The following is a 21372-nucleotide window of genomic DNA, read 5'->3' on the forward strand; positions in this document are numbered from 1 at the left end:
ATATATGGTGTGAATATGGATGAATACAGACTTCTTACATATGAAGAGATCGGCATTTTAGAAGACAATGGCTGTACCGCCGAGGATTGGACAGCCATCCAAGTGGCCGATGACTTTGCTCCGACACACATCCGTCACGTGGCGTTTTACGGTGAAGTAACGCTCGGTGTGTTTGAAAAGAACGTCGAGGTGAGTCCTGATTTCCGCAAGCATTCAGGCATTCGGAATGCCACTTTGCGTAATGTCACGGTGGGAGACAATTGCTTAATCGAGAACATCGGCAATTATATCAATAACTATCACATAGGAGAAGAGTGTTATTTATCGAATGTTAACACCATCGAAACAACTGACGGAGCCACTTTCGGACAAGGAAATATGATCTCGGTGCTCAATGAAGTGGGCGAGGGTAACATCATTTTGTTCGACGGATTGACCAGTCAGATTGCTGCACTGATGGTGAAACATATCGGTGATAAAGACTTAATCAATGCCATCAGAGTATTGGTGAAGGCTGAAATCAGTGCTAAAGTACCCGAGCAAGGCACCATCGGTGACAATGTTAAAATTATCAATACAGGCGAAATAACCAATACACACATCAGCAACGACTGCGAGATAAACGGTGCTTGCAGGCTCAGCGACTGCTCTATCAAAAGTATTCCGCAGGCCAATGTGTATATCGGGAGCGGCGTCATCTGCGAAAATTCTATCATCTTCGATGGTTCTTCTATCCTGAACAGTGCGAAAATAGAAAACTGTTTTGTGGGAGAAGCTTGTCAAATTACCAACGGATTCACAGCCGAAAGCAGTGTTTTCTTTGCCAATAGCTATATGGCTAACGGTGAAGCGTGTGCTGCTTTCTGCGGTCCTTTTACTTCGAGCCACCATAAAAGTTCGTTGCTCATCGGCGGAATGTTTTCTTTTTACAACGCCGGATCAGCTACAAACTTCAGCAATCACGCGTATAAGATGGGTCCGATGCATTACGGAATTATGGAAAGAGGCTCTAAAACAGCCAGCGGAGCCTATCTGTTGATGCCGGCACACATCGGTACTTTCTCCGTATGTTTCGGTAAATTGATGTACCATCCGGACACTCGGGCGCTTCCTTTTTCGTATCTTATCGCTTATAGTGATACGATGTATCTTGTGCCCGGCCGCAATTTGACTACCGTCGGACTGTATCGCGACATCCGAAAATGGCCCAAACGCGATGTCAGACCACGTTGCGGACAGAAGAGTATAGTGAATTTTGATTGGTTAAGTCCATTCTCTGTGGGTGAGATTCTGCGTGGAAAGGAAATCTTGGAGAATCTGCGCGCGGCCTCGGGCGATAATGTTTCTGCCTATAACTATCACGAGTATGTCATTAAGACCAGCTCGTTGCGTAAGGGAATCAAATACTATGACATCGCGCTTCGCATCTTTATGGGTGCCGTTTTGAAGCGACACCGCCTCGAACAGCCGCAAACCGACTGCGGAACAGGTCCTTGGACCGACCTTTCAGGTCTTTTGTTGCCCTTGTCTGAGGAGTATCGGCTGATTGAAGATATCAAGAACGGAACCTTAGCAACGATCGATGCCGTTACTGATCGGTTCAACCGCATTCACGAAAACTATTCCGAATACCGGTGGGCATGGGCTTATCGGATGATTCTTGATTATTACCGTCTGAATGAATTGACCCCGGCCGACGTCGAACGGATACGCACCGACTATGTAACTGCACGCCGCGTGTGGATAGCTGAGATTCGGAAAGACGCCGAAAAGGAGTTCTCTTTGGGCGATGTAGACGAAAAAGTCTTGAATAGTTTTATTAAGCAGTTAGACAAAGAAGTAGATTTTGAAAACCAAAAATTGGATATTTAAACTTTAAACAAATATGATATGAGACTACGATCACTGACAATGGGTATCCTTTTGACGCTCACTTTGGGCGCACAAGCAAAGGATTACAAGTACGTTTCGGTCAAAGGCGACCCGATGCAGACTCGCATCTACACCCTTGACAACGGTCTGAAAGTTTATCTTTCGGTCAATAACGAGAAGCCGCGCATACAAACTTACATCGCGGTTCGTACCGGTTCGCGCAATGATCCGGCTGAAACCACCGGCTTGGCACACTATCTTGAACACCTGATGTTTAAAGGAACGAAACTGTTCGGTACCAATGACGCAGCTAAAGAGGCACCGCTGTTAGATGATATTCAGGCTCGATACGAGACTTATCGCCGTCTTACCGATCCGCAACAGCGTAAAACAGCCTATCACCAGATAGACAGTGTGTCGCAGATTGCAGCTCAATACTTCATTCCGAACGAGTATGACAAGCTGATGTCGGCTATCGGAGCCAAGGGAACCAACGCCTATACGAGCAATGATGTGACGTGTTATGTGGAGGATATTCCCTCGAACGAGGTGGATAACTGGGCCAAGATTCAGGCCGATAGATTCCAGAATATGGTTATCAGAGGCTTCCATACCGAGTTAGAAGCTGTCTATGAAGAATATAATATAGGCTTAGCCAATGACGGTCGAAAGGTTTGGGCGGCGTTCTCGAAACTGTTGACACCTACCCATCCGTATGGAACGCAGACTACGATCGGTACACAAGAGCATCTCAAAAATCCCTCGATCGTCAATATCAAGAACTATTTCAACCGCTACTATGTGCCTAACAACATAGCCATTTGTATGGCCGGCGACTTCAATCCGGATGAAGTCATCGCCACGATCGATAAATATTTCGGTATGTGGAAGTCCAACCCGAATCTCACTTTCCCGCAATTCCCGGCCCAAGCAGCCATTACTGCGCCGCGAGACACTACGGTTGTGGGCCAAGAAGCCGAAAACCTGATGCTCGGATGGCGCTTTGATGGGGCTTCCTCACTGCAATCCGACACCTTAGACGTTATCGCTGAGATTCTGTCTAACGGCAAAGCCGGCTTGATGGACCTTGATTTGGATCAGAAAATGAAGTATCTCGGCGGTGGTGCTTTCAGCGAACAATTGGCCGATTACGGTGCGCTCATCTTGCAGGGTATGCCCAAAGAAGGACAGACTCTCCCCGAAGTACAACGCCTTTTGTTAGGAGAAGTGAACAAACTCAAGCACGGAGACTTCTCAGATGACCTCATCCCGTCGGTCATCAACAATATGAAACTTTTTTATTTCAAGTCTTTGGAGAGTAACAAAAGCCGTGCAAGCCAGTTTGTCGATGCGTTTGTCAACGGCAAGAAGTGGGCAGATGTGGTAGACAGAATGAATCGGATCGCCCGTATTTCCAAGTCACAGATCGTGACTTTTGCCAACAAATATCTCAATGATAACTATGTCTGTGTTTATAAAAAACAAGGTGTCGACAGCACACAGAAGAAGATCGACAAGCCCGCCATTACGCCGATACCGGCCAACCGCGATATGCAGAGTGCTTTTGTCAAGACCGTTCTCGACTCGAAAGCAAAGCCGATAGAGCCCCGTTTTGTTGATTTCAATAAAGATCTCACCCGCACTCGCACCTCGAAAGGTCTGCCCGTGCTTTATGTTCAGAACAAAGATAACGGTCTGTTCGCACTCTCTTTCTATTTCAAATTCGGTCAGAAAGTTGACAGACGACTCCCCATTGCAGCCGATTATTTCGACTTTCTTGGCACTGATAAGCTCTCGGCAGAACAGGTCAAGCAGCAGTTCTACAAGCTGGCGTGCTCTTATTATATTCAGGTAGGCAATCAAACAACATCTATTGTTATCAGCGGACTCAACGAGAACTTGCCGCAAGCATTGCGTCTCGTAGAAAATCTGATTGCGAATGCTAAGGTTGATCGAGACGCTTATCAGCGCTATGTGAGCAATATGGAGAAATCCCGTAAGGACAATAAGGCCAATCAGAATGCTAACTTCACAGCTTTGTCCAACTATGGAATATATGGTTCATATAATCCTATACGCAATGTGCTGAGCAATCAAGAGCTCAAAGCAACCGATCCGCAGACTTTGCTCGACTTGATAAAGGGTCTTCGCAACTATCAACACACTGTTCTCTATTACGGTCCGTATTCGACGAAAGAGCTGACGGCCGTCATAGACAAGCAGCATCAGACGGGAAAGAATCTCAAACCAGTTCCTACGGGTAAGGATTTTATCAATCAAGTTACATCGCAAGATGAGATTTTGCTGGCTCCTTATGCTGCAAAGAACATCTATATGGTGCAATATAACAACGGGAATCGCGCGTGGAAACCCGAACAGCAGCCGCTGATCGACCTCTTCAATGAGTATTTCGGCAAGGGGATGAACGCTATTGTGTTCCAGGAATTGCGTGAAACCCGCGGTCTGGCATATAGTGCCGGTGCTTCTTACATCACTCCGTGGCGTAAGGATCTGCCCGAATACGCGAATACGTTCATCATCACACAGAACGATAAAATGATGGACTGTACCAAGGCTTTCAAGCAAATCATCGACACGATGCCGCAGTCTCAAAAGGCGTTCGACCTGGCCAAACAGGCTCTCTTGAAGCGGATTGCTACGGAACGAACGACTAAATTCGGTATCATCAATAAATATCTGAGTGCCCAGAATTTAGGAATCGATTATGATCTGAATGAAAAAGTCTATAAGGTTGTACCTTCGTTGATGCTTAAAGATATTGTGACTTTCGAGAAAGAGACGATGGCTCGTAAGCCTTATAAATACATTATTTTGGGCGATGAGAAGAATCTCGATATCAAAGCACTCGAAAAGATCGGACCGATTCATCGCCTTTCGACAGACGAAATATTCGGATATTGAGTGAGCTATTTAAGTCATTGATTTTCAAATAAATAAGAATGGGGTCTTAATTAACCGTTAATCGCACACTATTTAACCGTTAATCGCAACGCATTTAACAGTTAAATGCAGTGTGATTAACGGTTAATTGCAAGGCATAAAACGAAGAGTTGTAATGCATTGATTATCAGTGAGAATCTTTTTTGTCTCTTCGAAGGGACAGAGAGTAGCCCAGATGCTCACGAACTCATAAACTTATAAACTAACATAACTTACAAAACATTATGGCACAAACACCAGAATTCAAGTACGCACCGATGTTCCAGCTGGGCAAAGATGATACGGAGTATTATCTGTTAACCCGAGATGGCGTTTCGATTGGTGATTTTGAAGGCAAACAAATTCTGAAAGTTACACCCGAAGCATTGACTAAACTGGCCAACACTGCATTCCGCGACGTCAACTTCTTGCTGCGTCGCGCGCACAATGAGCAGGTTGCCAAGATTCTCACTGACCCCGAAGCGAGCGACAACGACAAGTATGTGGCCCTGACTTTTCTACGTAATGCCGAGGTGGCTGCTAAGGGAAAGCTCCCTTTCTGTCAAGATACGGGCACGGCAATCATACACGGTGAGAAGGGGCAACACGTCTGGACAGACTTCAGCGACGAAGAAGCGCTCTCGCGAGGAGTGTACAAAACCTACACGGAAGAGAATCTGCGATACTCTCAAAACGCACCGCTCAATATGTATGACGAGGTGAATACGCGTTGCAACTTGCCTGCACAGATCGACATCGAGGCAACAGAGGGCGACGAATATAGATTCCTTTGCGTGGTGAAAGGTGGCGGATCGGCCAACAAAACCTATTTTTATCAACAGACGAAAGCACTGATCCAGAATCCGGGAACGCTTATTCCGTTCCTTATCGACAAGATGAAGAGTCTTGGAACGGCTGCTTGTCCGCCCTATCATATCGCTTTTGTCATCGGCGGAACCAGTGCAGAAAAGAATCTTCTCACGGTAAAGCTGGCCTCAACACATTACTATGACAATCTGCCTACGACCGGAGACGAAACCGGAAGGGCGTTCCGTGATGTCGAATTAGAGCAACAACTGCTTGAAGAAGCGTACAAAATAGGACTTGGTGCACAGTTCGGCGGTAAGTATTTTGCTCACGACGTGCGTGTAATTCGTCTTCCGCGTCACGGTGCTTCGTGTCCTGTGGGCTTGGGTGTGAGCTGTTCGGCCGACCGAAACATCAAAGCCAAGATCAACAAAGACGGTATTTGGATTGAGAAATTAGATGATAATCCCGGCCAATTGATTCCCGAAGAGCTGCGACAAGCAGGTGAAGGCGATGCCGTAAAGATTGACTTGAATCTCCCGATGCGTGAGATCTTGAATGAGTTGACCAAATACCCTGTTGCTACACGCGTGAGTCTGAACGGTACTATCATTGTTGCGCGCGACATTGCACACGCTAAACTCAAGGCGCGTCTTGATGCAGGAGAAGACCTTCCGCAGTATTTCAAGGATCATCCCGTACTTTATGCTGGTCCTGCTAAGACTCCGGAGGGTATGCCTTGCGGCTCAATGGGCCCGACGACAGCTAACCGTATGGATCCATATGTTGATGAATTCCAAGACCACGGAGGCTCGATGGTGATGATTGCAAAAGGTAATCGCACGCAGGTTGTAACCGACTCGTGCAAGAAACACGGCGGTTTCTACCTCGGAAGTATCGGTGGTCCCGCCGCGGTTTTATCTATGAACTCTATCAAGAGCATTGAATGTGTAGAGTATCCGGAGCTTGGAATGGAGGCCGTTTGGAAGATTCGAGTGGAAGATTTCCCTGCTTTCATCCTCGTAGATGATAAAGGTAACGACTTCTTTCAGCAATTGAAGCCGTGGAATCCGAACTGTTCGAAATAACAATTTACTAAAAACAGAAGAGGGAATGAATTCAAATGATTCATTCCCTCATTCTTTTTCACCTCTCAAACTTATTTATCTGGAGTTATGAACAATGATTATTTATGGCTCGAATACAATCTCGCCGAAGAAGTCGGGACGATGAAAGTCGGGACAGGGAACTGCTATCGGAGCCCACGAAAGGAAGTGTGGGGTAGACGTTTTGTCGCCACATTTGTAGAAATTGGCTTTTACCTGTAAACTATCTAATTGTTGAATGCGATGCTGGAAGAAGGTAGTGACGGGAATAATTAATGCCATTTGCCATTTGAAATCGCCGTCCTTGGTCTCGAAAGGAACCCGACCGAGAGAAGACCAACGCTTTACTTGATCGAGAATCGACTGCGGAGCCAATTGCCGTTCTTCACGTCCCGAACCGGATCCGACCAACAATGTGCCTGCACAATTGCACTCAATATTGTAGTAAATACCATCGGTTGCGGGTTGAATAAAGAACTCACAGCACGAGTCTTCCCACACTTTGCCATTGTCCTGAGGTGCAACTGCTCGGATACAATGTTCTTCCACGCAGTAATGAAGCCATATCTCGCTGCCTGTATGAGCGATACCGAAGTTTATCTTGGGGGCGTAAGGGAACTCATCAGACCAGTTCACACAATTCACTTGATGGTATTCCACCCCTGCATCAGCCAATAATGTCGGTATGTTTTCTGCCGAAATTTCTTGTGCAGAGAGCCTTTTAACGGTCAGTTTTTTCATTGGTTTTCAAGCATTCGTTGATAAAATCGGTCATCATTTGCTTATGAGCACACACGCTTCTATAAAGCATCAGTTGGTTTTTAGTACGTACCAAGTTGTGCTCTGGGTATTTAATGTGATAATAAGTGTCACCATTGATGTAGTCGGTAAGGAATCTTACGCACTGCATATACGGAAAGAGAGCCACTGCATAAGGCAGATTCTCGATCTCGATAGGTGTGAGGAACGAACCGGCCGACTCTAAATAGCCTTTCGTAAATGAGCGGAAGACATCTTCATTGAAGCCCACTCGGTCGAAATTCGAGTCATCTTCGGCCACGAAGTTGGCACCGGTGCGTAGGAAATCACCATAATCCGAGAAGATGAAACTCGGCATAACCGTATCTAAATCGATAACACAAAGCACGTGTCCGGCCTCATCGAACATCATATTATTCACCTTTGTATCGCAGTGACAGATACGTTTGGGCAATTGACCTGCACGAAACAGTCGCTCAGCTTTGCACATTTCGTCAGCGTCTTGCTCCAACTCGTTGATGATGGAGCGTACTTCGTCCACTCGTCCCTTTGCATCCGTTTCTACGGCAGCACGCAATTGCTGCATACGTAATTCCATATTGTGGAAGTCGGGGATAGTTTCGCCTAACTCTTCGTTCATATCCACGAGCATATTTTCAAACTCTCCGAAAGTTAATCCGCAGTAATATGCATACTCGGGAGTCACTGCTTCGTAAGTCTTTGCATTGGGAATGAATACTGATACACGCCAAAACCGGTCGGAATCGTCTTTAAAATAAGTCTTTCCGGCAGCTGTTGGGATAAAGGTCAATACCTTTCGGTCAATGTTCGATTCGTTTCTTGCCATCAGTTTTTTACGGATATGCGCCGTTACTGCTTCGATATTGTGTTGCAAAAGTTCAACATCCGTAAAGACAGCATTATTGATTCGTTGCAACACATAGTCCGATTGGTCCTGCTCTAGGGTGTTTACCTTGTACGTGTCATTAATTAATCCGTTTCCCAAAGGCTTGATGGTATCGACCGTTCCGCTGATACCGAAATGGGAGATAATTGCTTTCAGTTCGTTTTCTTGCATTGTTTTCCAAGATTTTTGTGAGTTACAAATATAACCATAAAATCTGAAATGCAATGCATTTTCCAGCAAAAAAGATAAAGGGATACATCTTTTTGCATCCCTTTGAACTATCTTTCTATTTCTTTAACTTAAATGAATTCTCGATACTTACTATCTCATCTGAGAACAATCGATCGGTTTTCAAACGGTTTTCTACCTGTGTACAACTATGAATAACCGTAGAATGATCACGCCCTCCTACCAATTTACCGATCCGACTGGCCGGCATCTTGGTATATTTCTGGGCCAAATACATAGACACTTGACGTGCCGTGACCAGCTCGCGACGGCGACTTTTGCTGTTGACAGCGGTCGCAGAAACATTAAAATGATGACAAACGGTGTCGAGAATATCGTCAACGGTGAGCGGTTTATCATCTACTTTCACGGCGCGTTTGATAACACGTTCGGCCAAACGCATATCAATATGACTGTTATAAACCACGGAATAGGCCAGCAGACTGTTGATAACACCCTCTAAATCACGTACACTTCCGTTGGCAGTCGACGCAATATACTGCACTACTTCATCAGGAATACGAAGTCCGTCACGCCTTATTTTGCTGTTGAGAATGTCTACACAGAGTTGCACATTGGGTTTCTCCAATTCGGCAATCAGGCCGCAAGAGAAGCGGGTTAGTAAACGGTCGTTCATTCCTTTAAGGTCAACGGGTGGGCGATCGCTGGCTAAAATGATTCGTTTTCCATTGCGGAAGAGATGGTTGAAGATGTGGAAGAACGTGTCTTGGGTCTTCGTTGCCGTGATCCATTCTTGTATATCATCAACGATCAGAATATCAATGGTTTGATAAAAATTGATGAAGTCGTTGGTCTTATTCTGTAAAACGGCGTTGGTAAATTGCACTTGGAAGAGGCGGGCACTGATATACAGCACACGTTTTTGCGGATAGAGCTGCTTTGCTTGCACGCCGATCGCATTGATCAGATGCGTCTTTCCGCAACCCGAAGGCCCGTAAATGAACATCGGATTGAACTGAGTGGTGTTAGGATGTTCTGCAATGGAGAGACCGACAGAGCGTGGCAGCTTGTTGCTATCGCCCTCGATGAAGTTTGAAAAGGTTTGATGCGGGTTGAGTTGTGGGTCTAATTGTTGCGGAACGGCTGCGTCGAGAACAGTGGGTGACTGATTGGCGCGGGTCTTTTGTTGCGGAGCGAGCGAGGCATCTGTGGGATCTGCCTCGATATCTTGTGTCAACTTGTGTTCCTGATCGGTCACAACACGATACGTCAGACGAATACCCTCACCGAAAACACGGCTTAGTACTGTTTTAAGCAGGTCTACATAATTCTCTTCCAAATACTCATATACGAAAAGACTCGGCACCTGTACTAAAATCGTGCGGGTCTTCTCGTTGAATGATTCAAACACAATCGGTTTGAACCACGTAGCATATTGCTGTGCGGACACGTTCTTACTGATGAGCGCAAGCACCTCGTTCCAATGTTGATCAGAACTCACTTTCATTTTCACAACTCCTATATTATTAATAAGTTTGCAACTGCAAATTTCGCAAAAAAAAACAAGAAATGCAAACTCTAACATTTAATTGGATTTTGCCCGGATTGCATAAAACGCTATAAATGGGCACTTTACGTAAAAGATTCACATCAACTCGTTTTCCTACCTCTTGCGCAATTCAAACAAACTGAATATTAGGCACTTATAGAGTCTTATCGAGCGGCGGTTCCAAATGGTGAAACACTGATGTAAAACGGCTGAAATGCTTGTGGGAAAAGCCATTTTCGAGCGTTTGAAATGTTGTGAAACAAATGATAGCTTATTTAGAGTAAATTTATATTTGATGCGAAATTAGCTCTTGTTTGAAATCGACTAATTTGGCTGTTTGCTTTTAGATAGGAGGTCATAAGAAATCAAAAGGAATGAGATCTGTATATTGTTGAGAATCAATATTATACGGAAATCATTGCGATTAACGGTTAATCACCTTGCAAGAAGCCGTTAAATGGAATACGATTAACTGTTAGTTGCGATGCGAAAAGCCGTTAATCTGCGTGCGATTGATGGCTTTTCGCACAGAGATTAACGGCATCTTTATAAACTATTGATTAACAATTATTTATGAGAGAATGGTCTTTTTATTTATCTTTACGTCCGAACAGCGAGAAATGTATATAACGTTTGGGGTGTTGCCGCAGGTTGACCACGAGCGAGTCGGCATTGCGCATCACTGAATTGAGATTGTTGTAGAGGCTCGGATCATTCATCAGCAGCCCCAAAGAACCGTCATTGCTGTTGAGTCTGTCGGTCAATGCCTGTATGCCGGCAAGTGTTTGGTTGACTTGATTCATCGTTTCATTGATGTCGACAGCTGCTAAATTTGCTGTCAATGTGTTAGTATTGTTGAGCACTCCGTTGGCTTTGCGGATCAGTCCGGGTACTTGACTGTTGAGGCTCGACATCAAGACGTTGAGCTGTTGGGTCGTAGCGGTCAGATTTCCGGTGATATTTCTCACATTGTGTAATGATTGGGGGATGTCCGGATTGGTTAATAACACGTTGAGATTAATCAAAATCGAGTCGAGTTTAGGCAACATTGCTTCGATGGCCGGCACCATTTGAGCCACTTTCGAGACCATTCCAGCGCTCACATCACCTGGAATCACATCGCCGGGGCGCAGCATTTGCGTTGTGTTTCGGTTGAGTTTGAGGTTTACTTGCACGTTTCCGAGTACATCGCTCACGATTTCTGCCGTACTGCCTTGCGGTATAGACATTCGTTTGTCGATACCAATTCGGGCCATAATACCATTCTTTCCTGAGTAGTCATACGTGAAATCTTTCACGACTCCAATCTTAAACCCGTTGGCATAAATGGGATTTGAGCCGGAGAGTCCCGTTATATCCTTGAATGAAATATAATAGGTGTTATCGTTGGAAAATATTGTCAGTCCTTTCAGAAAGTTCATTCCGAAAAACAAAACGATAATTCCAACGACGGCAACGAGCGCTATTTTGATTTCTTTTGCATAATTTTTCATATACGGTTTATTTGTTTCTATTCTGTTTAAACTCCTGAACGGCTTGATTGATGTTCATCTTTTCGCCGTGCTTGAACGCAATGACGAAAGCGTCGGGGAACTTATCGAGGATGCGGCGACGGATTCGACAGATCTCGTAAAAGTCTTTCGACGAGCCGTAAGTATATTTGATCAGGTCGCCTTCGCGATAAGATTCGATGACATCTAAGCCCTTAAACTGACTGCAACCCTGGTTTAACACCAGTTTGCTGACGAAAACTTGGATCTTGAACAGCGGCCAGTCGCTGCCCGTCTCGGCGTTGCCCGGCGGTTCGATTTGCGGCGAATCAGCAACAGTTCCATCGCCTCTTGTCTCGTTGTTATCCGTCGGCGGAGGTATAGTTTGCGGTTCTTTCTGTTTGTAGTCATCGGGAACAATTGAGGGAATTGTACGTTCTTCCTCGCTTCCACTGGGTTTATAAGGCACTACAATCTTGTTATCATAACGGCCCTTATAGCGTTTGAAGGCATTGAGAAATCCCCGGGAGTAAGCCCGAAGTGCCTCATCCGAATTGAGATATTGTTCTTCATCGGGCGTGGAAATAAATCCAAGTTCCATCAAACAACCAGGCATTGAGGTGAGTCTAAGTACGGCCAAGTTGTCTTGATGTGCCCCGCCGTTGACTCGTCCGGTAGCTGCACAGACCTCATTTTGCAAGAGTTTGGCCAGCTCTACACTGCGTTCGCGGTTCTTGTCTTGGATAAACTCGAACATAATATCGCTTTCCACCGAGTTGGGATCAAATCCTTTGTACGTGCGCCGATAGTCTTTTTCAAGATAGATAACGGAATTTTCGCGCTTAGCTACTTCTAAATTCTGTCGTATTCCTTCGCTGTTTCCGTTGCGCAAACTGCGTCCTAAGGTGTAGGTTTGGTAGCCGTGGGCGTTGCGCGAACCGTCAACGGCATTGATATGAACGGAAACAAAGAGGTCGCCTTTGCATCGGTTGGCCAGCGCAGCACGGTTGGCTAAGGTGAGGTAGGTATCGGTTTTGCGGGTGAAAACGACCTTTACATCGGGACAATTTTGCTCAATGACGCGCCCGAAAGCCAAAGCGAACTTCAGAGTAAGGTCTTTTTCCTTGGAGAATGAACCCGGAGCGCCGTGGTCTTTACCGCCGTGTCCGGGGTCGATAATGAGCGTAAAGTAGTTGTTCGCGGCCCAAACGGATGTCGCGAGCATCAACATTGGCAACAATATAACCATCAACCTTTTACGCATATCAGCTCAATTGGTTTTGCAAAAATAGCTAAATTCCGGCGGAAGCGCTAACAACCGCTATGGTTTTTATTCTTTATTAATGAAACGAAAATGCACACCAGCCCCCTTACTGTCGGTTCCCATCGGCGGATTCAGCTTGCGGATATCAAGCTCAATGGCGCTGATTGCGGGATAAGCAGCTGTTAATCGCTCACAGATTCGATATCCGACACGCTCTAAAAGACGGCTTGGCAAGGCCATTTCCTGTGCAATCAGTGCAAAGACTTCGGCGTAATTGAGAGTGTCTTCGACATCATCCGACAGCATTGCACGTGCTACCGAGTAGTCGATTTGCACATTGACGACATACTCATTACCTATAACACGCTCTTGCGGAAGTACACCGTGGTAAGCGTGAAACCGAAGATCGCGCAGGTAAATGTGGCTACTCTCTAACTGCATCATTTGAAAACGTATGTTCGTTTGTTATCCGCAGCGTGATGCACCACAGTTTTTGCAGATGAGACAACCCTCTTGATAGACCAGCGTTTCTTGTCCGCAGACCGGACATCTTTGTCCTGCTGCCTCGGTCCCATCTACAATATACTTCTTTAAGGCACGCTCTACGCCGTTCTTCCAGGTGTTAATGCTCTCGCTTTTAAGTTGCAATGAGCCTACAAGTTTAATCACGTGATCGATCGGCATACGGTAACGCAGCACGCCGGAAATGAGCTTTGCGTAGTTCCAATACTCCGGATTGAACTTCTCACTCAATCCTTCGACCGTGGTTTTATAGCCTCGTTTGTTTTCAAATTGGAAATCATAACGGCTGTTCCCATCGTCGGTTCGGTTCTTGATAATACGTCCTTTGGTGACTGATTTCGGTAAAACGATACCCTCGTCATCGTCTTGCAGACCTGTAAATATCTCGTAAGGATAGCCATCTAACAGTCCGACGAAAGCCACCCACTTCTCTTTGTTATTCTGGAAGCGTACAACATCGCACTCTAATTCACGTGGACGCACCTCCGTTACAGTGGGATGTTTGCACGGAATAGGTTCAGATACCTCCTCGGTGATTTCTTTTTTCTTGTCTTTGTCCGATACAGAGATCATCACTCCGGCCCTACTGCCGTCGCGATAGATGGTGCATCCTTTACAGCCTGAGCGCCAAGCCTCTACGTAAAGACGGTTAACGAGTGCTTCGTCGACATCATTTGGCAGATTGACAGTGACACTTATCGAGTGATCTATCCACTTCTGAATAGCTCCTTGCATCTTAATCTTCATCATCCAATCCACATCATTGGCTGTGGCTTTATAATAAGGAGACTGCGAAACCAGATTATCGATCTCCTCTTGGGTGTATTGTTTGGTCGTATCGAACCCATTGATACGCATCCACTCTATAAATTTCTTGTGGTAAACGATGTATTCTTCAAACGAGTCTCCTACTTCATCGACAAAGTCTACGTGCACATCCGTGTCGTTGGGATTTACCTTTCGACGGCGTTTATACACCGGCATAAACACCGGTTCGATGCCGCTTGTGGTCTGAGTCATCAGACTTGTTGTGCCGGTAGGCGCTATTGTGAGGCACGCTATGTTGCGTCGGCCGTACTTTACCATATCTTTGTAAAGCTCGGAATCGGCTTCTTTGATGCGAAGTATAAACGGGTTGTTCTGCTCGCGGGCTGCATCGAAGATCTCGAAAGCGCCTCGTTCGGCAGCCATTGTCACCGAACTGCGATACGCCGACAATGCCAATGCCTTGTGAACAGATACGCTGAATTCGGTGGCTTCTTGTGTTCCGTAACGTAATCCCAATGCCGCGAGCATATCGCCTTCGGCTGTTATGCCCACGCCAGTGCGTCTTCCCATACTGCTCTTGCGCTTAATCTTCTCCCAAAGATGATACTCTGCTCCTCTCACTTCATCGCTCTGAGGATCAGTTTGAATCTTAGCCATTATCTTGTCAATCTTTTCGAGCTCGAGATCAACAATATCATCCATTATACGTTGGGCATAAGCGACGTGCGTCTTGAACTTATCAAAATCGAAACGAGCCTCTTTCGTGAACGGATTTACAACGTAACTGTACAGGTTAATACTTAATAACCGACAGCTATCGTATGGACATAGCGGTATCTCTCCACACGGATTGGTGCTCACAGTGCGAAAACCCAGGTCGGCATAACAATCCGGAATGCTCTCGCGCAGAATGGTATCCCAGAACAAAACACCCGGTTCGGCACTCTTCCAAGCATTATGTACGATCTTTTCCCACAGCTCTTTGGCTGAGATTTCTCTCTTTACCATCGGCTCGGCAGCGTCTATCGGGAACTGTTGGACATATGGACGGTCGTCGATGGCGGCTTGCATAAACGCGTCGTCGATCTTAACTGACACGTTGGCACCGGTTACTTTGCCCTCGGTCATCTTCGCATCAATAAACGATTCGCTGTCGGGATGCTTGATACTGACGCTCAACATCAGTGCGCCTCGGCGTCCGTCTTGCGCCACTTCACGTGTGGAGTTGCTGTAACGCTCCATAAACGGCACGAGACCTGTTGATGTCAGCGCCGAGTTATTGACCGGAGAGCCCTTTGGGCGGATATGAGACAAGTCGTGCCCCACGCCTCCGCGACGCTTCATCAGCTGCACTTGCTCTTCGTCGATGCGCATAATCGCACCGTAAGAATCGGCATCGCCGTCCAATCCGATCACGAAACAGTTGCTCAGCGACGCCACCTGATGATCGTTTCCGATGCCCGTCATCGGACTTCCGGCAGGTACAATGTATCTGAAATGGTCTAACAAGTCGAATACTTGTTGTGTAGTGAGCGGGTTTTTATATTTATTTTCGATGCGTACAATCTCGTTGGCGATGCGTCGGTGCATATCTTCGGGCGAGCATTCGAATATGTTTCCGAAGCTGTCTTTCATTGCATACTTGTTCACCCAGACCCTTGCGGCGAGTTCATCTCCATCAAAATATTGCAAGGAAGCAGCATAAGCCTCCTCATAAGAATATGTTTTGCTATGCTCCATCGATAAAAATGAGAATTGTCTTGCAAAGTTATGTACAATAATCGATAATCAGAAACATTTTTATGGATATTTCTTTTCTTTTTTATAAGCCCAAGTTGACCGAAAGAGAAAAGTTTTGTAACTTTGCGAAAACAAATGTTTGACGAAATGGAAACAATCAAAGAACACAGAAGTATACGAAAATATACCGACCAACTGGTGTCTGACGAACTCTTGAGTCGGCTCTTGACCGAGGCAGAACGTACACAGACGATGGGTAATCTGCAACTATACAGTGTCATCGTTACGCGAGATAGTGAAATGAAACATCGGCTCGCGCCTGCCCATTTGCATCAACCGATGGTAGAGTCTGCTCCTGTCGTACTCACGATTTGTGCCGACTTCCGCCGTACAAGTATCTGGGCGGACAACCGAAAGGCGCAACCCGGCTACGACAATCTGCTTTCCTTTATGAATGCAGCTACAGATGCGCTGTTATTTACACAGACTTTCTGCTGTCTGGCAGAAGAAAACGGACTGGGATATTGCTTTCTCGGTACCACGATTTACAGTCCGGAACAGATCATCGACACGCTTCGGTTACCCCGTCTTGTGATGCCCGTGGCCACGCTTACGTTGGGTTGGCCCGACGAACAGCCGCCGCTTACCGATCGTTTGCCGCTGAAAGCCATCGTACATAACGAAACTTACTACGACTATACGCCTGCCGCAATCGACGAATTTTACGCCGAAAAGGAGACGTTAGAGGTCAATCGCCATTTCTGCGAACTGAATAATAAGGAGACGTTGGCCCAAGTTTACACCGACATTCGCTACACTCGAAAAGACAATGAACAAATGTCGGCTACTTTCCTCGATGCACTTCGCAGGCAAGGTTTTATCTAAACCATTCCTCATTTGGTGTGAGTTGGTAAGTTTATGAGTTTTTGAGTTTATGAGTTTTTAGCTAAGCTGTTTTTCATTTGATGCTTTTCGCCTTGCGTTTAACCGTTAAACGCGCTCCGTTTAACGGTTAAACACAAGGCGATTAACGGTGAATTGATTTGCATTTGCTAACTTTTTGGAAATCCGTTAGTTACAAAGAAAGAATAAAAAGAACACAGACGAACTTTTAATAAGTTCGTCTATACTGATTCATTGAACTGTAATCACACGGTCAGTCTTGAAAATACACCCGCTTGACACGTGTACTTACGCCCGTCAATACCTCATAAGGGATGGTTTCTAACACGTCACTGAGTACCGTAACAGGCAAATGATCGCCAAAGATTTCAACGCTATCGCCCTCTCGGCAGTCGATTCCCGTTACGTCGATCATCGCCACATCCATACAGATATTGCCCACATACGGGGCCTTTTTGCCGTTGACCAGACAATAACAACGGCGGTTTCCGAGGCGCCGATCAAGTCCGTCGGCATACCCGATGGGGATAGCTGCAATCAAACTATCGTGTTCTATCACCCCCTTTCGACTGTAACCGACGGTTTCTCCGGCCTTAACACAGTGCATTTGTAGGATAGTGGTTTTCAGAGTACTCACATTTTGCAGCATCGCATTGGTGCGAGGATCTACGCCATAAAGACCCAATCCCAAACGACACATATCCATTTGTCGTTCGGGAAAGTGTTCGATACCGGCCGAATTGTCCATATGTCGCAGGATTTTGTGGCTGAATGCCGCTTGAAGTTGCTTGCTTCCAGCCTCGAACAACGCAAACTGGCGTGCCGAAAAATCGTCGAACGCATCGCTGTCAGAGCCTACGAAATGGGAGAAAACTGACCGCGGGATGATTGCATTTTGGTGTTTTAGCCGGTCGATAAGCCGTTTCATATCCGCAGTTGGGTCGAAACCGAGTCGGTGCATACCTGTATCGAGTTTCACGTGAACGGGATAATCGGTGATGCCTTCTTTCTCTGCTGCTCTGATTAACGCTTCGAGCAAACGGAAGGAATACACTTCGGGTTCGAGATCGTAATCGAACATCGTTTTGAAAGCCGTCATTTCGGGATTCATAATCATAACATTGGCCGTGATACCGTTCCTTCGCAGCGTCACGCCTTCATCTGCAACGGCAACGGCCAGATAGTCTACGCGATGGTCTTGCAGTGTTTTTGCGATTTCAACCGAGCCCGAACCGTAGGCATCAGCTTTAATCATACAGACGAGTTTGGTGGTCGGTTTGAGGAACGAACGATAGTGATTGAGATTCTCGACCACGTTGTTGAGATTGACTTCCAATATCGTTTCGTGCACTTTCTTGACCAAAAGCTCGGTCACTTGGTCGAAACCGAACTTGCGGGCACCTTTTAACAAAATTACTTCATTGTGCAAAGAGCGGAACACTTCGCTGTGAATGAATTGCTCGACTGTGTGAAAAAAGAATTTCTCAGGCAACTGAATCTCTTCTGCCTGTGCACAAAGCTGCGGCCCGATACCGATGAATTTCTCTACGTCGCGCTTCAACGCGAGATCCGAAACCTCCTTATACAGCTCTCGGGAAGCCTTTCCGCTCTGGTAAATATCGCTCAAAACGAGGGTGTGTCGGCGCCCTTTATGGTCGGGGCGACGGTTCATAAAGTCGAGTGCGATGTCCAACGAGTTGATATCCGAGTTGTAAGAGTCGTTGATCAGCGTGCATCCGTGCTGCCCTTCTTTCACTTCCAAGCGCATTGCTACGGGTTCTAACAGGCGCATTCGGCGATCGAGTGCGTCGCGACTGAGACCCAACTGCAAAGCCACTACGGCGCAAATGATGGAATTGGAGACCGAAGCTGCGTCGATGAAAGGCAATGAATAACGTCCCGCTACGCCTTTATATATGTAGGAAACGACCGACATCGCATCCTCTTTCTTGACTTCCGACACATAGAAAGCGGCGTTCTTGTCCCGTCTCGACCACGCAATCGTTTCGCCTTGAATATCCGTTTCGCTCACGATTCGGTGCACGATGGCGTCGTCGGCATCGTAAACTACGGTGCGAGCATCGTGAAACAGCACGAGTTTTTCACGACATTTGGCTTCCATCGAACTGAAATTCTCTTGATGTGCAGTACCTAAATTGGTGAGAACGGTAATCGTCGGCCGGATGATTGCACGTAAAGCGGCCATTTCTCTGGGCTTACTGATACCTGCTTCAAATACACCCACTTGCGTATGTTCATCCATCAGCCACACCGAAAGCGGTACGCCGATCTGCGAATTATAGCTGCGGGGCGAACGAGTGACGAACATCTCGGGCGAAAGCAGCTGATAAAGCCACTCTTTGACCATTGTTTTCCCATTGGAACCGGTGATTCCTACGACGGGAATATCAAACTCGTCGCGGTGCCGCTCGGCCAGTCTCTGCAAGGCTTTCAGTGTGTTGGACACTTTTAGGAAGTTGGCATCCGGATACGTTTCGGCTCTGTCGGCAGGTACATCAGTCACGACAAAGTTTCTCACTCCGCGCTGATACAACTCCGGAATATACTTATGGCCGTCGTTGCGATTGGTTTGAAGGGCAAAGAACAATGTTTCTTCGGGGAAGCAGAGCGACCTGCTGTCTGTCAATATAAATGCTACGTCGGCAGCGTTTTCACCGTAATGGTGTGCGCCGATGAGTGTGGTTATCTTTTCAATAGTATATGTCATACGTCTGTTTTATACGTTGCTGCAAAGGTACAGCAAATTCAACAGACAGCAAAAGGAATGAAAGAAAAACGCGGGTAACGAGGTCTCGTCTACTACTGCTCTATTTCTAAGAGATGAAATAAGAACAAACTGCTTTATAAAATGTCGTTAATCGCACTGGGAAAAGTCGTTAAAATACCAGGGAAACGCTTTATAAGGTCTGAATCAATCTTATGTATTCGGATAAATATGATGTCATATCCGAGTAAATATGACGTCATATTTATTTGAATATGACGTCATATTTTTATTCTATCCTATGATATTTTCGTCAAGAAACACAGCTGTCGGAGGCTCTCCATTTACATTTAGGAAGATATCCGCCTGTTATTCGACGAGTATCGGGCGAATAGAGTTGCCGTGACGGCAGTCTTCTCCGTTGTTGTCATACACGCCGTCATTGTCGAATTGCAGACTTCTTGCCCAGTCAGCGGCATCTTCAAAGAGAATGGATGCGAAATAATAGCCACCATATCCTGCATATTTTACGGCATTGGTATTGTCATATCGCGAGCCGGCACAGGGTAAGAAGAGACCTTTGTCTATCTCTTCCTTAGTGAGCTCACGGGCCACTCTATTCTTCATCGGAGTGGTTTCGGGGTTGGTTACTAAATAACCGTAAAGCCGATTGTTGCCTTCGAGGACGACATAACCGAACTGCCACGATGCTTTTTCTGTCAATTCGAGAATTTCTCGGTAGCGAGGCATACGGTATTTACCGTTCGTGGCCCAATAAGCGATATCTCCGAAGGCTGCCTCTTGAAAGTTGTTCGTCTCGTGTTGCAGTTTATCGTCAGTGTACATCTTGCCAGAGATATCTGTCTTTGTCGTATTTGCGAATATCATGTTGCTGTAAGTCAGTGCGTTTTTGCCGCAAACGCCATAATTGAAATGGTCGATCTGATCTTCGGCTTGCGGTATTTCATACTTATAGGCTTCGCTTGATGAGTTGTGAAAGCCGTAACGTGGCTTGAAATAATCCCACTGGTGGTCGGCGATTTTCCATTTCCCCTTGTCGTATTGCAGGTTGCCGGTAGCCCATTTGATACCGGCAACAGTGATGAAACGGTCCGGTTCTTGGGGCGACTGGGTTGTTTCAAAAGTGATGTCTTGAATGGCATCGGCTGCGATCTCAATCGTTTCGCCATTGGTTTTGGTCACTTTCATCTTGTAGTTTTGAGCAGACAACGAGGTGAATCCCAAAGAGACGAATAGTAAAAGTATATATTTTTTCATTGTGTAAAGGATTTGTTTATTTGTAATGGATGAGTTTTGAGATCAGTGTTTGTTGAAAACTTTAATACTTATGGTAGGCGTTCGGAGTATGTAAATACCGGTGTGCTGTTGTGAAAGGTCGATGTCTGCCCGGCCGTCTGTACCGGCCTGCGTTTTGAGTACGATCCGTCCGTCGATCGTTACGACGCTGATGGGGGCGCGTGCAGGCAGATTTGTAAAACGAACGTGCCCTTCTTCAAACACCGATTGTGGTTGTGAGGATTGTGTTTTGGTGTCATCCTCGATACCGGTTGTACCTCCTTCTGTCTTGAATGTGTATCGAACGACATCAGACAGGGATGCTGTAATAGTCTTCCCCGCTGTTGCCGCTTTCATCATTCCGCCCGTCAGCGTGATTACGGGACGATCTGCAAGGGCGAATTCTGCCGTTGTTCCGTTGCGGAGTTCGATGCTAAGGAATTTCACTTCGTTGTTGGCGAAGACACCCAATGGTGTGAGTAGCCAACTGGATAGCAATAAATAAATGAACTTTTTTTTCATAACTGTATGAATT

At 46.2% G+C, this 21372-nt stretch carries 14 protein-coding genes; 4 read left to right on the forward strand and 10 right to left on the reverse strand.

Annotated features, from left to right (window positions below; genetic code table 11):
- The first annotated feature begins 15 nt into the window (after positions 1–15).
- The 3 genes from RWY97_RS07740 to RWY97_RS07750 all read left to right on the forward strand — a co-directional run bounded on the left by RWY97_RS07740 (position 16) and on the right by RWY97_RS07750 (position 6707).
- Positions 16–1872, forward strand: coding sequence for a DUF4954 family protein (locus RWY97_RS07740; RefSeq protein WP_315566473.1), 1857 nt, complete (start codon positions 16–18; stop codon positions 1870–1872).
- Positions 1873–1890: 18 nt separating this feature from the next.
- Entirely contained in the window at positions 1891–4794 is a 2904-nt protein-coding gene (locus RWY97_RS07745) for a M16 family metallopeptidase (RefSeq protein WP_315566475.1), read from the forward strand.
- 263 nt (positions 4795–5057) lie between these two features.
- The gene (locus tag RWY97_RS07750) at positions 5058–6707 is read left to right on the forward strand and encodes a fumarate hydratase (protein WP_021583485.1); all 1650 of its coding nucleotides are present in this window, start codon (positions 5058–5060) and stop codon (positions 6705–6707) included.
- A gap of 102 nt (positions 6708–6809) precedes the next feature.
- Here the strand turns inward: RWY97_RS07750 and RWY97_RS07755 are convergent, their stop codons facing one another.
- The 7 genes from RWY97_RS07755 to RWY97_RS07785 all read right to left on the reverse strand — a co-directional run bounded on the left by RWY97_RS07755 (position 6810) and on the right by RWY97_RS07785 (position 15913).
- Positions 6810–7466, reverse strand: coding sequence for a carbohydrate-binding family 9-like protein (locus RWY97_RS07755; protein WP_315566477.1), 657 nt, complete (start codon positions 7464–7466; stop codon positions 6810–6812).
- Positions 7447–8562, reverse strand: a complete 1116-nt coding sequence (locus RWY97_RS07760) for a phosphotransferase enzyme family protein (protein WP_315566478.1) — start codon at positions 8560–8562, stop codon at positions 7447–7449. Before RWY97_RS07760 ends, RWY97_RS07755 begins: the two co-directional genes overlap by 20 nt.
- A 115-nt stretch (positions 8563–8677) precedes the next feature.
- On the reverse strand, positions 8678–10087 hold the full coding sequence (gene dnaA / locus RWY97_RS07765; protein ID WP_024991826.1) for a chromosomal replication initiator protein DnaA: 1410 nt from the start codon (positions 10085–10087) through the stop codon (positions 8678–8680).
- Positions 10088–10719: 632 nt separating this feature from the next.
- Positions 10720–11622, reverse strand: coding sequence for an MlaD family protein (locus RWY97_RS07770; protein ID WP_021583480.1), 903 nt, complete (start codon positions 11620–11622; stop codon positions 10720–10722).
- Positions 11623–11629: 7 nt separating this feature from the next.
- On the reverse strand, positions 11630–12868 hold the full coding sequence (locus RWY97_RS07775) for an N-acetylmuramoyl-L-alanine amidase family protein (RefSeq protein ID WP_374716881.1): 1239 nt from the start codon (positions 12866–12868) through the stop codon (positions 11630–11632).
- 81 nt (positions 12869–12949) lie between these two features.
- Entirely contained in the window at positions 12950–13324 is a 375-nt protein-coding gene (folB, locus tag RWY97_RS07780; protein WP_024991829.1) for a dihydroneopterin aldolase, read from the reverse strand.
- 24 nt (positions 13325–13348) lie between these two features.
- A complete protein-coding gene (locus RWY97_RS07785) occupies positions 13349–15913 on the reverse strand; it encodes an adenosylcobalamin-dependent ribonucleoside-diphosphate reductase (RefSeq protein WP_315566482.1) in 2565 nt (854 codons plus the stop codon).
- A 147-nt stretch (positions 15914–16060) separates the two neighbouring features.
- Here RWY97_RS07785 and RWY97_RS07790 point away from each other — a divergent pair, with 147 nt between their 5' ends.
- The gene (locus RWY97_RS07790) at positions 16061–16798 is read left to right on the forward strand and encodes a nitroreductase family protein (protein ID WP_315566484.1); all 738 of its coding nucleotides are present in this window, start codon (positions 16061–16063) and stop codon (positions 16796–16798) included.
- A gap of 271 nt (positions 16799–17069) precedes the next feature.
- On the opposite strand, the gene RWY97_RS07795 is transcribed toward RWY97_RS07790, so the two are convergent.
- The 3 genes from RWY97_RS07795 to RWY97_RS07805 form a co-directional block, all read right to left on the reverse strand.
- Entirely contained in the window at positions 17070–19544 is a 2475-nt protein-coding gene (locus RWY97_RS07795; RefSeq protein WP_315566486.1) for a bifunctional UDP-N-acetylmuramoyl-tripeptide:D-alanyl-D-alanine ligase/alanine racemase, read from the reverse strand.
- Between the two features lie 366 nt (positions 19545–19910).
- Positions 19911–20819 (reverse strand): hypothetical protein, encoded by a 909-nt coding sequence (locus RWY97_RS07800; protein ID WP_021583467.1) that lies wholly within the window; start codon positions 20817–20819, stop codon positions 19911–19913.
- A gap of 42 nt (positions 20820–20861) precedes the next feature.
- Positions 20862–21359, reverse strand: a complete 498-nt coding sequence (locus tag RWY97_RS07805) for a T9SS type A sorting domain-containing protein (RefSeq protein ID WP_315566488.1) — start codon at positions 21357–21359, stop codon at positions 20862–20864.
- Between the last annotated feature and the right edge of the window lie 13 nt (positions 21360–21372).

Source organism: Hoylesella pleuritidis, from assembly GCF_963541955.1.
Classification (GTDB): domain Bacteria; phylum Bacteroidota; class Bacteroidia; order Bacteroidales; family Bacteroidaceae; genus Prevotella; species Prevotella pleuritidis.

Excerpts from the sequence above, each read along its gene's own strand:
- RWY97_RS07740 (WP_315566473.1), top strand. The coding sequence starts at position 16 with ATGGATGAATACAGACTTCTTACATATGAAGAGATCGGCATTTTAGAA.
- RWY97_RS07745 (WP_315566475.1), top strand. The coding sequence starts at position 1,891 with ATGAGACTACGATCACTGACAATGGGTATCCTTTTGACGCTCACTTTG.
- RWY97_RS07750 (WP_021583485.1), top strand. The coding sequence starts at position 5,058 with ATGGCACAAACACCAGAATTCAAGTACGCACCGATGTTCCAGCTGGGC.
- RWY97_RS07755 (WP_315566477.1), bottom strand. The coding sequence starts at position 7,466 with ATGAAAAAACTGACCGTTAAAAGGCTCTCTGCACAAGAAATTTCGGCA.
- RWY97_RS07760 (WP_315566478.1), bottom strand. The coding sequence starts at position 8,562 with ATGCAAGAAAACGAACTGAAAGCAATTATCTCCCATTTCGGTATCAGC.
- dnaA (WP_024991826.1), bottom strand. The coding sequence starts at position 10,087 with ATGAAAGTGAGTTCTGATCAACATTGGAACGAGGTGCTTGCGCTCATC.
- RWY97_RS07770 (WP_021583480.1), bottom strand. The coding sequence starts at position 11,622 with ATGAAAAATTATGCAAAAGAAATCAAAATAGCGCTCGTTGCCGTCGTT.
- RWY97_RS07775 (WP_374716881.1), bottom strand. The coding sequence starts at position 12,868 with ATGGTTATATTGTTGCCAATGTTGATGCTCGCGACATCCGTTTGGGCC.
- folB (WP_024991829.1), bottom strand. The coding sequence starts at position 13,324 with ATGCAGTTAGAGAGTAGCCACATTTACCTGCGCGATCTTCGGTTTCAC.
- RWY97_RS07785 (WP_315566482.1), bottom strand. The coding sequence starts at position 15,913 with ATGGAGCATAGCAAAACATATTCTTATGAGGAGGCTTATGCTGCTTCC.
- RWY97_RS07790 (WP_315566484.1), top strand. The coding sequence starts at position 16,061 with ATGGAAACAATCAAAGAACACAGAAGTATACGAAAATATACCGACCAA.
- RWY97_RS07795 (WP_315566486.1), bottom strand. The coding sequence starts at position 19,544 with ATGACATATACTATTGAAAAGATAACCACACTCATCGGCGCACACCAT.
- RWY97_RS07800 (WP_021583467.1), bottom strand. The coding sequence starts at position 20,819 with ATGAAAAAATATATACTTTTACTATTCGTCTCTTTGGGATTCACCTCG.
- RWY97_RS07805 (WP_315566488.1), bottom strand. The coding sequence starts at position 21,359 with ATGAAAAAAAAGTTCATTTATTTATTGCTATCCAGTTGGCTACTCACA.